12 protein-coding genes are annotated in these 14,547 nt (G+C 70.4%); 4 read left to right on the forward strand and 8 right to left on the reverse strand.

Translation table 11 applies throughout. The annotated features are described in order from the left end of the window. Positions 1-48 precede the first annotated feature (48 nt). A complete protein-coding gene (locus K318_RS0105925; RefSeq protein WP_029088807.1) occupies positions 49-801 on the reverse strand; it encodes an SDR family oxidoreductase in 753 nt (250 codons plus the stop codon). 88 nt (positions 802-889) lie between these two features. On the opposite strand from K318_RS0105925, the gene K318_RS0105930 reads away from it, so the two are divergent. Next, positions 890-2,434 (forward strand): phytoene desaturase family protein, encoded by a 1,545-nt coding sequence (locus tag K318_RS0105930; protein ID WP_029088808.1) that lies wholly within the window; start codon positions 890-892, stop codon positions 2,432-2,434. Positions 2,435-2,471: 37 nt separating this feature from the next. On the opposite strand, the gene K318_RS19755 is transcribed toward K318_RS0105930, so the two are convergent. Genes K318_RS19755 through K318_RS19765 form a run of 3 tightly spaced genes read right to left on the reverse strand, consistent with a single transcriptional unit; the run spans position 2,472 to position 5,045 of the window. Beyond that, the gene (locus K318_RS19755) at positions 2,472-3,338 is read right to left on the reverse strand and encodes a hypothetical protein (RefSeq protein WP_051297608.1); all 867 of its coding nucleotides are present in this window, start codon (positions 3,336-3,338) and stop codon (positions 2,472-2,474) included. Then, complete coding sequence (locus K318_RS19760) at positions 3,335-3,826, reverse strand: hypothetical protein (RefSeq protein ID WP_051297609.1); 492 nt, start codon at positions 3,824-3,826, stop codon at positions 3,335-3,337. Before K318_RS19760 ends, K318_RS19755 begins: the two co-directional genes overlap by 4 nt. A gap of 31 nt (positions 3,827-3,857) precedes the next feature. Next, a complete protein-coding gene (locus K318_RS19765) occupies positions 3,858-5,045 on the reverse strand; it encodes an acyltransferase (protein WP_084499765.1) in 1,188 nt (395 codons plus the stop codon). A gap of 35 nt (positions 5,046-5,080) precedes the next feature. Here K318_RS19765 and valS point away from each other — a divergent pair, with 35 nt between their 5' ends. After that, positions 5,081-7,744 (forward strand): valine--tRNA ligase, encoded by a 2,664-nt coding sequence (valS, locus tag K318_RS19770; RefSeq protein ID WP_035280739.1) that lies wholly within the window; start codon positions 5,081-5,083, stop codon positions 7,742-7,744. A gap of 177 nt (positions 7,745-7,921) precedes the next feature. Next, a complete protein-coding gene (locus K318_RS0105955) occupies positions 7,922-8,590 on the forward strand; it encodes an AIM24 family protein (RefSeq protein ID WP_029088809.1) in 669 nt (222 codons plus the stop codon). 23 nt (positions 8,591-8,613) lie between these two features. On the opposite strand, the gene clpX is transcribed toward K318_RS0105955, so the two are convergent. The 4 genes from clpX to tig form a co-directional block, all read right to left on the reverse strand. Further along, complete coding sequence (gene clpX, locus K318_RS0105960) at positions 8,614-9,888, reverse strand: ATP-dependent Clp protease ATP-binding subunit ClpX (protein WP_029088810.1); 1,275 nt, start codon at positions 9,886-9,888, stop codon at positions 8,614-8,616. A 146-nt stretch (positions 9,889-10,034) separates the two neighbouring features. Next, positions 10,035-10,685 (reverse strand): ATP-dependent Clp protease proteolytic subunit, encoded by a 651-nt coding sequence (locus tag K318_RS0105965; RefSeq protein ID WP_029088811.1) that lies wholly within the window; start codon positions 10,683-10,685, stop codon positions 10,035-10,037. Between the two features lie 29 nt (positions 10,686-10,714). Beyond that, positions 10,715-11,323, reverse strand: coding sequence for an ATP-dependent Clp protease proteolytic subunit (locus K318_RS0105970; RefSeq protein ID WP_084499829.1), 609 nt, complete (start codon positions 11,321-11,323; stop codon positions 10,715-10,717). 294 nt (positions 11,324-11,617) lie between these two features. Next, positions 11,618-12,994 (reverse strand): trigger factor, encoded by a 1,377-nt coding sequence (gene tig, locus K318_RS0105975; protein WP_029088813.1) that lies wholly within the window; start codon positions 12,992-12,994, stop codon positions 11,618-11,620. A gap of 276 nt (positions 12,995-13,270) precedes the next feature. On the opposite strand from tig, the gene K318_RS19775 reads away from it, so the two are divergent. Continuing rightward, the gene (locus K318_RS19775; protein WP_169721450.1) at positions 13,271-14,512 is read left to right on the forward strand and encodes a CapA family protein; all 1,242 of its coding nucleotides are present in this window, start codon (positions 13,271-13,273) and stop codon (positions 14,510-14,512) included. Positions 14,513-14,547: the final 35 nt, after the last annotated feature.

A 14,547-nucleotide genomic window follows, 5' to 3' on the forward strand; every position in this document is an offset into this window, starting at 1 on the left:
CCATCCGCCTCATCCGCTCACTGAGCGATCTGGAGCGGCATCGCCTCCTCACAGGCCCTGGTTGCGCGCCACCTTGTGCTGCGCGGCCTGCGCGATGGGGCGGATGACCATGAGGTCGACGTTGAAGTGGTGCGGGCGGGTGAGCGTCCAGACCACGGCGTCCGCGCAGTCCTCGGCCGTGAGCGGCTTCTCCACCCCTGCGTAGACCTTGTCCGCGGCCTCCTGGGAGCCCAGCCGCTTGCGGGAGAACTCCTCCGTCGCCACCATGCCGGGGGCGATCTCGATGACCCGGACCGGCTTGCCCGCAAGCTCCAGGCGCAGCGTGGCGGCCACGGTGTGCGCACCGTGCTTGGAGGCGACGTATCCCCCGCCGCCCTCGTAGACGATGTGCCCGGCGGTCGAGGACATCACCACGATGTCACCGCGGCCGCTGGCCTCGAGCGCCGGCAGCAGCGCCTTGACGCACCGGACGACTCCCAGGACGTTGAGGTCGAACATGCCCGCCCAGTCCTCGACGTCCGAGCTCGCCACCTCGTCCTGCCCGTAGGCGGCTCCGGCATTGGCGACGAGCGAGTTGACCGGCCCGCCCGCGAGCACCCGCTCGGCCATCGCCGCCACCGATGCGTCCGAGGTCATGTCCGCCACGACGTACTCGCACCCGGTCTCGCCGGCGAGTGCCGCCAGCTCCTCCTCGCGGCGGGCGACGGCGACGACGTCCCATCCCTCCTCACACAGCCTGCGGACCGTGGCCGCCCCCATCCCCGAGCTGGCCCCCGTGACGACGGCTCGCAGTGCGGTCATGTCTCCTCCTCCTGTGAACGGCATGTGACGATTCGCACACAACCCTACCGGCCGCTGCGGCCGTGGTCCCAGCGCCTAGGCTGAGGGCATGACCAGCAGGCACCGTCCGCATCCCGCGCCCGCCGCCTCCCCTGCGGAAACGGGCCTCGACGCCGTCGGCACGAACCTCGACGCCGTCGTCGTGGGGTCCGGTCCCAACGGCCTCGCCGCCGCCGTGACGCTCGCCCGCGCCGGCCTCCGCGTCGAGGTCCTGGAGGCCCAGGACACGGTGGGCGGCGGAGCGCGGACGCTGGATCTGGGGCTCGCCGAGGGCATCGTCCACGACATCTGCTCGGCCGTGCACCCCATGGCGCTCGCGAGCCCCTTCCTGCGCGAGTTCGACCTGCGCGCCCGCGGCGTCGAGCTACGGGTGCCGGAGGCCTCCTACGCCCAGCCCCTCGAGGACGGTCCCGCCGCCGTGGCCTGGCGCGACCTCGACCGCACCGCCGCCGGCCTCGGCCGCGACGAGCGCGCCTGGCGCCGGCTCTTCTCCCCGCTCGTGGACCATGTGGACCAGGTGCTCGCCCTCGGCCTCGGGGACAAGCGCTCCCTGCCGCCGGAGCTGCGCCGCCCCGGCGACCTCGCCTTCGCCGCCGGATTCGTCGCGCGCATGCTCCAGCAGGGCACGCCGGCCTGGACGATGCCGCTGACGACGGAGCCGGCGCGCGCGCTCTTCACCGGGGTGGCCTCGCACGCGATCGGCCCGCTGCCCGCCACCGGCACCTCGGCAGCTGCGATGCTGCTCGCCGTCCTCGCCCACGCCGAGGGCTGGCCGCTGCCGGTAGGCGGCTCTCAGGCCATCGTCGATGCGCTCGCCGCCGACCTCGAGGCTCACGGCGGCACCGTGCGCACGGGCGTGCGGATCACGCGGGCGGACGAGCTGCCGCCGGCCCGGGCGCATCTGTTCGACACGACCGCCGAGGCCGCCGCCGGCATCCTCGGCCCCCGCCTGTCCGCGCACCGCCGCGCCGCGCTGCGCCGTCTGGGCCACGGTGCCGCCGCTGCGAAGGTGGACTTCGTCGTCGACGCCCCGATCCCCTGGCGCGATCCCTGCATCGCCGAGGCCGGAACGGTCCACGTGGGCGGCACCCGCGCGCAGATGGCCGAGGCCGAGGCCCAGGTGGTCGCCGGTCGGTTCCCGGCCCGCCCCGTGACTCTCGTGTCCGATCCCGCGCGGTTCGATCCGGCACGCGAGGTGCGCGGCCTCCGGCCGGTGTGGGCGTACGCGCACGTGCCCTTCGACTCCCCCCGCGACCCGACCGAGGCGATCACCGCGCAGATCGAGCGGTTCGCCCCCGGCTTCCGGGACACCGTCGTGGCGAGCGCTGCGATCCCGGCGGCGGAGATGGCCGCCCACAACGAGAACTGGGTGGGCGGGGACATCGCGACGGGCACCGTCTCGCTGCTGCGCATGGTCGCCCGCCCCACCCTCAGCTGGGACCCGTACCGGCTGGGCGAGGGCGCCTACCTGTGCTCGGCCGCGACCCCGCCGGGACCGGGTGTGCACGGCATGAATGGCTGGTTCGCAGCCCAGCGCGTGCTCGCCCGCGAGTTCGGCATCCGCGAGGCGCCCTCAGTGGCCCCGGACGCCTGAGCAGACCCAGCCACCCCATACGCCGCTGGACCTCCGTTCATGACCGGGCGTCCAGCGGCGGTACGGGGGTCTGGTGCGGGGCGAGGCCGGGCCGCAGGCGCCACAGGACGCGCTCGAGCGGCAGGAAGGCCGCCCAGCAGATGACGGTCGGCAGGAAGCTGATGCCCAGCGACAGGAACGTCGCGAGGTGGAAGAGCATGAAGAAGCCGACCGTGAGGTAGAGCCACCTGCCCTTGAGGAAGAGCGCGACGGGCGAGAGGATCTCGACGATGAGCAGGCACCACTGCGCGATGACGAGCAGCCACGGGAACGAGAGCGTCCAGGTGATGAGGGGCGTGCCGCGGCGCATGATCGCCCACACGAATACGGCTCCGTTGGCCCATTCCGCGAGCGTGCCCGAGCGCACCCACTTGGACCACACGGAGAAGAAGTAGGTGAGCACCACGGCGATCTGGATGCAGCGCAGGGCCCATCCGGCGGCGCGGGAGGTCTCCGCCTCGCGGAAGCCGGCCGCGCCCACTGTGGGCAGCACGAGGACGGCGATCATGAGCGCCATGTGGTCGTGTGCCACATAGCCGTACCCCTGCGAGTAGAACATCCAGCACCAGAAGGAGCCGGCGACGACCCATCCGCTGATCCGCGGCAGCCGGCCGCTCATCGCGATGAGCGCGCTCGCCGTGACGAGCGCCAGCAGGAGGACGGCGCCGGCGTGCGTGACCGGGCCGATCCCCAGCAGCCGGGGCAGGAGCAGCGGTGCGTAGAACTCCGGGATCATGGCGTGCCGCAGCACGTCGTTGGACAGCGCCCACACGTCCACGAGCACGAAGGCGTACACGATCGCCCGCAGGCAGGCGACGCGCGCGAGCGGCACCTCGGGCAGGAGGAAGTCCGTGAGCCGCCTCATGAGCCGGCCTCGGCGGTCTCGCCCTCCGGATCGCCGGCTCCCGCCACCGGCAGCAGCGCGACGTCCTCGAAGGTCGGCTCACCCACCGCGCGGCCGTTCTCGAGCTGGTGGATCCGGCGCCGCAGGCGGATCTCCTCGATCGCCTCGGCATCCGGGTGCAGCTCCGCGTAGTTGCGGGCCAGCGGTTCCAGGAGTGAGGGGTCCCGCCGGAGCGCGGCGAGGTGGGAGTCGAGATCGCCGGGCACGATCCCCACGTTGCCGTGCGAGATGCCCACGGGCGTGAACTCCGCATCCCCGGCGAAGCGCATCTCGAGGACGGTGCGGGCCACGGTCGAATCGAGGTCGCGCGCCGAGGAGTACTGGGACAGCGAACCCAGCGGGAACCAGTCGTTGGTGTCGAGCGCCTGCCCTCCGCACAGCACGGCGAGGGCCGCCGCCGCGGCACCCACGCGCCAGCCTGCGGAGAGCCTGTTCATCGCACGGACCATGTGGGGAATCGTACAACGGGCGCAGGTGCCCTCAGCGCGCTCCGCCGTCGAGCTGCGGAGGCCACGACTGCTCACCGTCCGGCTCCTCCTCGTCCTCCTGGACCGCGGTCGCCGCGCCACCGGTCGGGGGCGGTGCGGGCATCGGAGCATTGCGCGGCATCTCACCGAACGCCACCCTGACGACGGGAGTGCGGAGCGCGAGCCACGTGGCCCCGGTGCACACGACTGCGTAGACCAGCGGCAGCACCAGTCCGTGAAGCAGCACGGCGGACACGGTGTCCGGCACTCCGATCCAGTCCCGGAAGGTGTACACGAGCAGGGGGTGCAGCAGGAAGACGCCGAAGGAGTAGGGGAACAGGCGGCGCAGCCCCAGATAGCCGCGATCGTCCCGGTCGAACATCCGATGGAGCAGGAGGTAGCCGGACAGGCTCATCGCCACGACCGTGGGCGAGAGGTACTCGTAGACCGCCGTCCACGGCCGCTCCCCCGGCCCGAAGCCGGCCCAGAGGATCGTCACGGCGGCCGAGGCGGCGAAGACGAGCGCGGCCCACAGCACCTGGGTGCCGTGCAGGAGGTGGTCGCGCAGGATCCAGCCGAGGAGGTAGTACCCCATGAGCGGGAGGAACCGCGTGGCGATGTTGGGCTCGCCCACGTCGAAGACGACGACGGCGAAGTGGTCCAGCATCCCGATCCCCACGAGCACGATCGCCGTGCCCCACTGCACCCGGCGCGATCCGTGGACCGTGAGCTGCCGGATGAACGGCGTGAGCAGCGTGAGCACGGCGAGGACGTAGAGGAAGTAGAGCTGGACGAAGGGCGAGCCGGTGAGGATCGCGAGCACGGGGTCCCAGCCCTTCTCGTACCCGGACATCACGAAGAGGCGGTAGGGGACGTAGACCGCGGTCCAGACCAGCAGGGGGACGAAGATGCGCCAGAACCGCTTGGAGAGGAAGACACGGGGGGTGCCGCCCTTGTCCGGGTCGAGCGCGAGCGCGCCGGAGACCATGAGGAAGACCGGGACCGACCACCGGGACAGGCTGTCGATGACATTGGCCGCCCACCAGGGCGGCGTGCCGGGGTCCGCGAACTGCGTGCCCACCGTGTCCGCGATCGTGTGGATCGCGATGACCGCGATGATCGCGAGGGAGCGAGCGGGGTTCATCCACTGTGTGGACCGCGCAGGCGGCCCCACCTCGTCAACCCGGTCGATGAGTGCCATGAGCTCCACCCTAGCCATATGGGACAATCGCTCGCATGACCACTCCCGAATCCCGCACACACGACACGGTGCACCTTCCCGCCAAGCCCGCCCTCGAAGGCCTCAGGGACCGGTGGGACGCCCGGTGGCAGAGCCAGGGCACGTACGACTTCGACCCGGACACGAGCAGGGAGGCCGTCTACTCGATCGACACTCCCCCGCCCACCGCCTCGGGCTCCCTCCACGTGGGCCACGTGTTCTCCTACACGCAGACCGACGTCATCGCCCGCTACCAGCGGATGACGGGGAAGAACGTGTTCTACCCGCTGGGCTGGGACGACAACGGCCTGCCCACCGAGCGCCGCGTGCAGAACTACTACGGCGTGACATGCGATCCGCAGCTGCCCTACGATCCTGACTTCACGCCGCCGGCCAAGCCGGCGAAGAACGACCGGGACTTCGTGAAGGTCTCCCGCCAGAACTTCATCGAGCTGTGCCTCACGCTCTCGGGCGAGGACGAGAAGGTCTTCGAGGACCTCTTCCGCTCCGTGGGCCTCTCCGTCGACTGGCGGTACACGTACCGGACCATCGACGACACCTCGCGCGCCGTCTCCCAGCGGGCCTTCCTCGACGATCTGGCCAGCGGCAACGCCTATTCGCAGGACGCACCCACGATGTGGGACGTGACCTTCGGCACAGCCGTGGCGCAGGCCGAGCTCGAGGACCGGGAGAAGGAGGGGGCCTACCACCGCATCGCCTTCTTCCCCGCCGCGGCCGACGGCACGGCCGACACCGCGGCCGAGCCCCTCGTCATCGTCACCTCGCGCCCCGAGCTCATCCCCGCCGTCGTGGCCCTCGTCGCGCACCCCGAGGACGAGCGCTACCAGCCGTACTTCGGCACGACGGTGGCCTCCCCGCTGTTCGGCGTCGAGATCGAGGTCCGCGCGCACGGCCTCGCGAAGTCCGACAAGGGCACCGGCATCGCGATGGTCTGCACCTTCGGCGATCTCACGGACGTCACCTGGTGGCGCGAACTCGATCTGCCCACCCGCGCGGTCATCACGCGCGAGGGCCGCCTCGCCCGGGAGACGCCGGAGTGGATCGCGGGTTCCCCCCTGGCCGGGGCCGCCGAGAGCTACGAGCGGCTGGCCGGCAAGACCACCTTCTCCGCGCGCAGGGAGATCGTCGAGCTCCTCCGCGAGTCCGGCGACCTGCTGGCCGAGCCCGAGCCCATCACCCACCCCGTGCCGTTCTACGAGAAGGGCGACAAGCCCCTCGAAGTGGTCACGTCCCGGCAGTGGTACATCCGCAACGGCGGCCGTTCGGCGGAGCTGCGCGATGAGCTCATCGGCCGCGGCCGCGAACTCGTGTGGCACCCGGCATTCATGCGCTCGCGCTACGAGAACTGGGTCGAGGGGCTCAACGGCGACTGGCTCGTCTCCCGCCAGCGCTATTTCGGCGTGGCGATCCCGCTCTGGTACCGCCTCGACGCCGACGGTGCGCCGGACTACGACGATCCGATCGTGCCTGCACCCGAGCAGCTGCCCGTCGATCCGCAGGCCCAGGCGCCGGCCGGCTACGACGAGTCCCAGCGGAACCGCCCCGGCGGCTTCTCCGCGGACCCGGACGTGCTCGACACCTGGGCGACGTCCTCGCTCACCCCGCAGCTCGTCACCGGCTGGAAGCGCGACGAGAAGCTCCACGCCGCGACCTTCCCCATGGATCTCCGCCCGCAGGGGCACGACATCATCCGCACGTGGCTCTTCTCCACCGTCGTGCGGGCGAACTCGCTGAACGACTCGGTCCCGTGGCGCAGCACCGCGCTGTCCGGCTGGATCCTCGATCCCGACCGCAAGAAGATGTCGAAGTCCAAGGGCAATGTCGTGGTGCCCAGCGACATCCTCGCCGAGTCCAAGCCCGGCTTCGGCCCGGACGCCGTCCGCTACTGGGCCGCGAGCGCGAAGTTCGGGGCGGACACCGCCTACGACACGGCGCAGATGCAGATCGGCCGCCGTCTGGCGATGAAGCTCCTCAACGCCTCGAAGTTCGCCCTCGCACAGGGAGTGCACGCCGGTCTCGTCGGGCGCACCGATCTCGTCACAGAGCCCCTCGACGCCTCCGTGCTGACGCGTCTGCGCGAGGTCGTCGAGGTGTGCGGCGCGCGGATGGCCGAGTACGACGGCGCCGCCGCCCTCCGCACCGCGGAGTCGTTCTTCTGGGACTTCACGGACGACTACGTCGAGCTCGTCAAGGACCGCTCCTACGGCGCCCAGGGCGAGGCGGGCCAGCTCTCCGCCCACGCCGCGCTCGCGACCTCCCTCGACGCGCTCCTGCGCCTGTTCGCGCCGTTCATGCCCTTCGTCACCGAGGAAGTCTGGTCGTGGTGGAGGACCGGGAGCGTGCACCGCGCGGCCTGGCCCCAGCCCGCCGATGTCGCAGCTCCCGAGGCCGAGTCCGGTCTGCTGGGCCGGATCGCCGTGGTCCTCGGGGAGATCCGCAGGGCGAAGACCGAGGCGAAGGTCTCGCAGAAGACGCGCATCGTCTCAGCGGTGGTCACCGCGCCCGAGGCGGTGCTGAGCGCGGTCGCCGCCGCCCGCGGAGATCTGCTGGCCGCCGGCCGTGTGGACGCGCTCGCGACGGAGTCCGCAGGCGCGCCCGATGCGGCCGACGGCCCGCAGGCCTCGCTCGCAAAGGTGGTCTTCGAGGCGAAGGCCGACTGATCACACCTGCACCGATGGTGCAGATCCGCCACAGCACGGGATCCTCGGATCCCCCGGACGGCAGTAGTCTTGGGAGGCGGAGCGGCCGCGGCCGCTCCGCCTCCCTCATGTCCGCCGCGCCCGCGGTCGTGCCCCGGCACGAGCCGCCGGTGCGGCCCTCCCCTAAGGAGTCATCCGATGCGCTCGGAGCTGTTCGCCAAGAGGAACGCGGAGATCCAGTCGACGGAGCGCTGGACGCTCCAGTCGCAGAAGATGCTGCGCACCCTCGTCACACCGCAGATGCCCGTCGTCGCCACGAAGGGCGCGATGGTCGCATACCAGGGCAGTGTGCAGTTCAAGCACCAGGGCTCGGGCTCAGTGGGGAACTTCCTCAAGAAGCAGGTCACGGGCGAGGACACGCCGATGATGCGGGCAGAGGGCCAGGGCGAGGTGTTCTTCGCCCGGCAGGCCGCCAACATCTTCATGATGCAGCTCGAGGGCGAGCACGACGCGCTCAGCGTCAACTCGTCCTCGCTGCTCGCCTATGATCCCACGCTCAACGAGGACATCCGCCGGGTCAAGGGCCTGGGCAGCCTCGCCTCGGGCGCGGGCCTGTTCAACGTGGTGCTGTCCGGCCACGGCATCGCCGCGCTCGCCTGCCAGGGCGATCCGCTCGTCCTCGACTGCTCGCAGCAGCCCACGTTCGTCGATCCTCAGGCAGCCGTGTGCTGGTCGGCGAACCTCGCGCCCGATATCCACACCGACGTCTCCCTCGGCTCCTTCGTGGGACGGGGCTCGGGCGAATCGGTGCAGATGCGCTTCCACGGCCCCGGCTTCGTCGTCGTGCAGCCGGCCGAGACCGTCTGAGGCCTCGGACTTGCCGAAAGCCCTCAGGCGCTCTTTCGCCTGGGGGCGCTGCGCTTGGGCTGCGCGGCCTTGGGCACGATGGTCGGCGCCACGTTGTTCTCCACGGTGTCCCTGGTGACGACCACGCGGTCCACGTCATCGCGTGAGGGGATCTCGAACATGACCGGCTGCAGCACCTCCTCCATGATGGAGCGCAGGCCGCGGGCACCGGTGCCGCGCAGCAGCGCGAGGTCCGCGATCGCCTCGAGCGCATCGTCCTCGAACAGCAGCTCCACGCCGTCGAACTCGAACATGCGCTGGTACTGCCTGATGAGCGCGTTCCGGGGCTTCGTGAGGATCTGGATGAGGGCGGCCCGGTCCAGATCGCCCACCGTCGCGAGCACCGGCAGGCGGCCGATGAACTCGGGGATGAGGCCGAACTTGTGCAGGTCCTCCGGCTGCAGGTCCTCGAACACGTCCTCCTGATCGTCCTTCGACTGGATGAGCGCGCCGAAGCCGATCCCGTGCTTGCCCTTGCGCGAGGAGATGATGTCCTCGAGGCCGGCGAAGGCGCCCGCCACGATGAACAGCACGTTGGTCGTGTCGATCGTGAGGAACTCCTGATGCGGGTGCTTGCGCCCGCCCTGCGGGGGCACCGCGGCCTCCGTGCCCTCGAGGATCTTCAGCAGCGCCTGCTGCACGCCCTCGCCGGAGACGTCGCGGGTGATGGAGGGGTTCTCCGATTTGCGCGCGACCTTGTCGATCTCGTCGATGTAGATGATGCCGCGCTGGGCCTTCTCGATGTCGAAGTCCGCGGCCTGGATGAGCTTGAGGAGTATGTTCTCGACGTCCTCCCCCACATAGCCGGCCTCGGTGAGCGCCGTGGCGTCCGCGACGGCGAAGGGCACGTCCAGCTTCTTCGCCAGGGTCTGCGCGAGGTAGGTCTTGCCGGAGCCCGTGGGCCCGACCATGAGGATGTTGGACTTCGCGATCTCGACCTCGTCCTCGTCGGAGGACTCCTGCGAGCGGATGCGCTTGTAGTGGTTGTAGACGGCGACGGCGAGGGCGCGCTTGGCCGGCGCCTGGCCCACCACGTACTCCTCGAGGAAGTCGAAGATCTCCTGGGGCTTGGGCAGCGCAGAGTCCGAGGACGCCTCCACCGCCTGGCTGAGCTCCTCCTCGATGATCTCATTGCAGAGCCCGATGCACTCATCGCAGATGTAGACACCGGGTCCGGCGATCAGCTTGCGGACCTGCTTCTGCGATTTGCCGCAGAAATTGCACTTGAGGAGCTCCGCTCCCTCTGCACTGCGCGCCACTTCTCACTGCCTTCCAGGAAGCCCACTGCCTCCAAGATACTCTGCCGTCTCACCTGCACTCAAGCATTCCACAGTGCAGGACCTCAGCGCCTGAGGGCCGGTCCAGGCGTGTCATGTCCCGGACCGGCCCTCCGGCTCCCGTGCGCTCAGGCGACCGGACGCGCCTTGCGCGAGCTCAGCACCTGGTCCACGAGCCCGTAGTCCTTCGCCTCCTCGGCGGTGAGGAACAGATCGCGCTCCACATCGTTCGAGACCTGCTCCGCGGTCTTGTTCGAGTGCTTGGCGAGGGTGTTCTCCATCCAGGAGCGCATGCGCAGGACCTCGTTCGCCTGGATCTCGAGGTCCGAGGCCTGCCCCTGTCCCCCGCCCTGCATCGAGGGCTGGTGGATGAGCACGCGTGCGTTCGGCAGCGCAAGGCGCTTGCCCGGGGTGCCCGCGGCCAGCAGCACCGCCGCCGCCGAAGCCGCCTGGCCCAGGCACACCGTCTGGATCTCCGGCTTGATGTACTGCATCGTGTCGTAGATGGCGGTCATCGCGGTGAAGGAGCCGCCGGGAGAGTTGATGTAGAGGGTGATGTCGCGGTCCGGGTCCTGCGATTCGAGGACGAGGAGCTGGGCCATCACGTCGTCGGCGCTCGTGTCGTCGACCTGGACGCCCAGGAAGATGACGCGGTCGTCGAAGAGCTTGGTGTAGGGATCCTGGCGCTTGAAGCCGTAGGGGGTCCGCTCCTCGAACTGCGGCATGACATAGCGCGAGGAGGGCATCTGGCCAGCAGCGGCCCAGGGTGTCTGGTTCATCATGAGTTCTCTGCCTCTCGTGCCTGGGATCACTGACCGGAGCCGGTCGGGACGTCCGCGGCGTTCTTCACGACGCCGTCGATGAAGCCGTACTCCAGCGCCTCGTCCGCCGTGAACCAGTGGTCGCGGTCGTTGTCCTTGAGGATCTGCTCGACCGATTTGCCGGTCTGCTCCGCCGTCAGCTCGGCCATCTGCCGCTTCATGTGCAGGATGAGCTCGGCCTGGATCTTGATGTCCGTGGCGGTGCCGCCGATCCCGCCCAGCGGCTGGTGCATGAGGATGCGGGCGTGCGGGGTCGCGAACCGCTTGCCCCTCGCTCCGGAGGACAGCAGGAACTGCCCCATCGAGGCGGCCATGCCCATCGCGACGGTGGCGACGTCCGGCTGGATGTACTGCATCGTGTCGTAGATCGCCATGCCGGCGGTCACGGAGCCGCCGGGCGAGTTGATGTAGAGCCGGATGTCCTTCTCCGGGTCCTCCGCCGCCAGCAGCATCATCTGCGCGCAGATGACGTTCGCGTTGTCGTCGCGCACATCCGAGCCCAGCCAGATGATGCGCTCACGCATGAGGCGGCTGTAGATGTGGTCGTCCAGGCCCAGACCGCTGGACTGCTCGGCCATACGGGGCGAGTCCGCCATCATCTGCGCGATCGAGGAGCTTCCTCCATTGCTCACGTCTGACTCCTGTTCTCCATTGGTCGTATCCGTCTCGAAGCCTAACCCGCGCAGCCCTCGCATTAGTCCGCCCCGCCCCCGGTGTTCGCCCTCAGCGTGAACGGGAGACCCACGGCGGGCGGGAAGGGAGACAGACGTGCGCGCCGGACGGGCGGCGGCAGACGGCTGCCGAATGCGCTTCCGCCCCCGGACAGAGGATGTCCGGGGGCGGAAGCGTCTCCCTCGCACGGCGGCTGCGACCGGGTGCGATGCCGGAGATCACTTCTCCGCGGCGGCCTCCTCGGCCTCTGCCTCGGCGGCGGGCGCCTCAGCGGCCTCGGCAGCCTCCTCCTCGGCGGCGGCCTCGGCGGCCGCTCCGCCCGGGGTCGTGAAGGCGGTCATGTCGACGACATTGCCCTCGGGATCCTTGACGACGGCCTTGGCGAGGACCTCGGCGAGGCCCTTGCGGCGCGCGACGTCGCCCATGATCGCGGGAACCTGGTTGCCCTGGTCGAGCAGCTGCGCGAACTCGTTGGGGTTCATGCCGTACTGCTGCGAGGCGTTGATGATGTACTCGATGAGCTCCGGCTGCGAGACCTCGACCTCCTCGGCCTTCACCACCTCGTCCAGGATGAACTGGACGCGGAGGTTGCGGGTGGTCTCCTCGGTGACCTCGGCGCGGTGCTCGTCGTCATCGAGGCGGCTCTCGCCCTCGAGATGGCGGTTGACCTCGTCCTCGACCAGCTTGGCCGGGACCGGGGGGTCGATCTGCTCGAGCAGCGCCTCGAGCACCTTGTCGCGGGCCTCGACGCCCTGGTCGAACTCCTTCTTCTCCGCAGCCTGCCTGCGGAGGTCCTCGCGGAGCTCCTCGACGGTGTCGAACTCGCTGGCCAGCTGGGCGAAGTCGTCGTCGACCTCAGGCAGCTCGCGGACCTTGACGGCCTTGACGGTGACGGTGACCTCGCCCTTCTCGCCGGCGCGCTCACCGCCTGCCATCGTGGTCTCGAAGGTGGTGGACTCGCCGTCCGAGAGGCCCTCGAGGGCCTCGTCCATGCCCTCGAGCATGGTGCCGGCGCCCACCTGGTAGGAGATGTCCGAGGCGGTGTCGATCTCTTCGCCGTCGACCTTGGCGACCAGGTCGAGGGTGACGAAGTCGTCCTTCGCGGCGGGGCGCTCCACAGCGGTGAGGGTGCCGAAGCGGGCGCGCAGCTCGTCGAGCTGCTCCTCGACATCGGCGTCCGTGACCTCGACGGCGTCGACGGTGACCTCGATGGAGTCGTAGGCGGGGAGCTCGATCGAGGGCGCGACGTCCACCTCGATGGTGAAGGAGAGCTCGCCCTCGTCCTTGCCGTCGAGCCCGGGAACCTCGGAGACCTCGACCTCGGGCTGGCCCAGCGGGGTCAGGCCGTTGTCCGCGACGGCCTGCCGGTAGAAGCCGTCGAGGCTGTTGTTCACGGCCTCCTGGATGACTGCCGGGCGGCCCACACGCTGGTCGATGATGCGAGCCGGCACCTTGCCGCGGCGGAAGCCGGGGATGCTGACCTGCTTGGCGATCTCCTTGTAGGCCTCGTCGACGCTCGGCTTGAGTTCGGCGAAAGGCGCGTCAATGCTGAGCTTGACCCGGGTGGGGTCGATGTTCTCGACGGAGCTCTTCACAGTTTCCCTCTCATTGTCTGATGCTGCCGCCTGCGGGCCGGAGCCGAGCAGGACGGGGCGAAGATTGCGGGTCATTCATGCGGGCACGCCGGAGCCCCCCGCAATATGCGCGCTCCATACTACTCAGACCCCGCGGCATCTGCCGAATCGCAGCGGCCGGCGGGCGGGGATGCGCAGGCCGCCGGCCGAGTCCCGCGGCGGTCCGGCACCTGGCCGCATCCCGGCCTGCTTCACGCCGCTTTGTCCAAGCGGACCGACTCCCGGAAGATGGTCGGCATGTCGCGCTCACGTCCCGTGCACCTCCTCACCGCTCAGCCTCCGTCCCCCGACCGCGCGGCTGCGCCCGGCGCGGCGGCGCTGACGGAGGCGCCTGCACCCACCGGCGCATCCCCCCGCGGTGGGGCGCAGCGCGTCATGGGAGCGATCGCCGCGGTGCTGGCCGTGAGCGGCGCGGCACTGGGCATCGGCACGGCAGTCCTCGACGGCTCCGCGCACGAGGCCGGAGCCGGAACAGCGGCCTCCGGGGGTGCGCGCGACGGTGCCGGGCAGGGGGAGGGCGAGGCGGCCTCGGCCTCGCTCCGTCTCGCCTTCGCCGGGGACGTGCACTTCGAGCGTCAGCTGCGGCCCGTGGGCGAGGACCCCGAGGGCCTGAGCGAGCTGCTCCCCCACTTCGCCGGGGCCGATCTCGCGATGGTGAATCTCGAGACCGCGATCACCTCCGCGGGCGAGCGCATCCCCGGCAAGGACTTCGCCTTCCGCGCACCCGAGTCCTCGCTCACGACGCTCGCGAACGCCGGCATCGACGCGGTCTCGATGGCGAACAACCATGCGGCGGACTACGGCGCCGCGGGCCTTGAGGACACGCTCGCGGCGGCCGGGCGCTCACCCGTGGAGATCATCGGGGTGGGCGAGGACGCGGATGCGGCCTTCGCACCGCTGTCACGGGAGGTGAACGGAGCACGGGTGGCCGTACTCGCTGCGAGCGCGCTGTGGGAGGACACGTACACCCACCACGAGGCGACGGAGACCTCGCCCGGCATCGCGGCCTTCGTGGAACCGGAGCGGATGCTCGCGGAGGTCGAGGCCGCGGCGGAGGGCCACGACGTCGTCATCGCGTACATGCACATGGGCGAAGAGGGCTCGACGTGCGTACGCGAGGTCGACGCACAGCGGGCGCGCTCGCTCACGGAGGCCGGTGCGGACATCGTCATCGCCGCTCATGCGCACCGGCTGGCGGGGATGGGACATCAGGACGGGGCGTTCATCGCCTACGGGCTGGGCAATTTCGTCTGGTACACGGGCGGCAGCGGCCCCTCCTCGCACACGGGCGTCCTCACCCTCGACGTCGAGGTCCCCGCGCCCGGCACCGCGGCTCCGGGCACGCGCGTGACGGACTTCGACCTCCAGCCGATGCTCATCGGTGCCGACGGGATTCCGCGGGTGCCCGATGTCGAGACCGCCCAGCAGATCGAGTCCGAGGTCGAGGCCGCGAACCGCTGTTCGCCCATCGGCGCTTGAGGCCGCACCTCGCGACTCGCAGCCGCACAGGTCCT

The organism is Brevibacterium album DSM 18261, from assembly GCF_000426445.1.
Lineage (GTDB): Bacteria > Actinomycetota > Actinomycetes > Actinomycetales > Brevibacteriaceae > Brevibacterium > Brevibacterium album.

What these genes read in the sequence shown, in the direction of transcription:
- K318_RS0105930 (WP_029088808.1), top strand. Translation starts at nt 890, where the DNA reads ATGACCAGCAGGCACCGTCCGCATCCCGCGCCCGCCGCCTCCCCTGCG.
- K318_RS19755 (WP_051297608.1), bottom strand. Translation starts at nt 3,338, where the DNA reads ATGAGGCGGCTCACGGACTTCCTCCTGCCCGAGGTGCCGCTCGCGCGC.
- K318_RS19765 (WP_084499765.1), bottom strand. Translation starts at nt 5,045, where the DNA reads ATGGCACTCATCGACCGGGTTGACGAGGTGGGGCCGCCTGCGCGGTCC.
- valS (WP_035280739.1), top strand. Translation starts at nt 5,081, where the DNA reads ATGACCACTCCCGAATCCCGCACACACGACACGGTGCACCTTCCCGCC.
- K318_RS0105965 (WP_029088811.1), bottom strand. Translation starts at nt 10,685, where the DNA reads ATGAACCAGACACCCTGGGCCGCTGCTGGCCAGATGCCCTCCTCGCGC.
- K318_RS0105925 (WP_029088807.1), bottom strand. Translation starts at nt 801, where the DNA reads ATGACCGCACTGCGAGCCGTCGTCACGGGGGCCAGCTCGGGGATGGGG.
- K318_RS19760 (WP_051297609.1), bottom strand. Translation starts at nt 3,826, where the DNA reads ATGGTCCGTGCGATGAACAGGCTCTCCGCAGGCTGGCGCGTGGGTGCC.
- K318_RS0105970 (WP_084499829.1), bottom strand. Translation starts at nt 11,323, where the DNA reads ATGGCGGACTCGCCCCGTATGGCCGAGCAGTCCAGCGGTCTGGGCCTG.
- K318_RS19775 (WP_169721450.1), top strand. Translation starts at nt 13,271, where the DNA reads ATGTCGCGCTCACGTCCCGTGCACCTCCTCACCGCTCAGCCTCCGTCC.
- K318_RS0105955 (WP_029088809.1), top strand. Translation starts at nt 7,922, where the DNA reads ATGCGCTCGGAGCTGTTCGCCAAGAGGAACGCGGAGATCCAGTCGACG.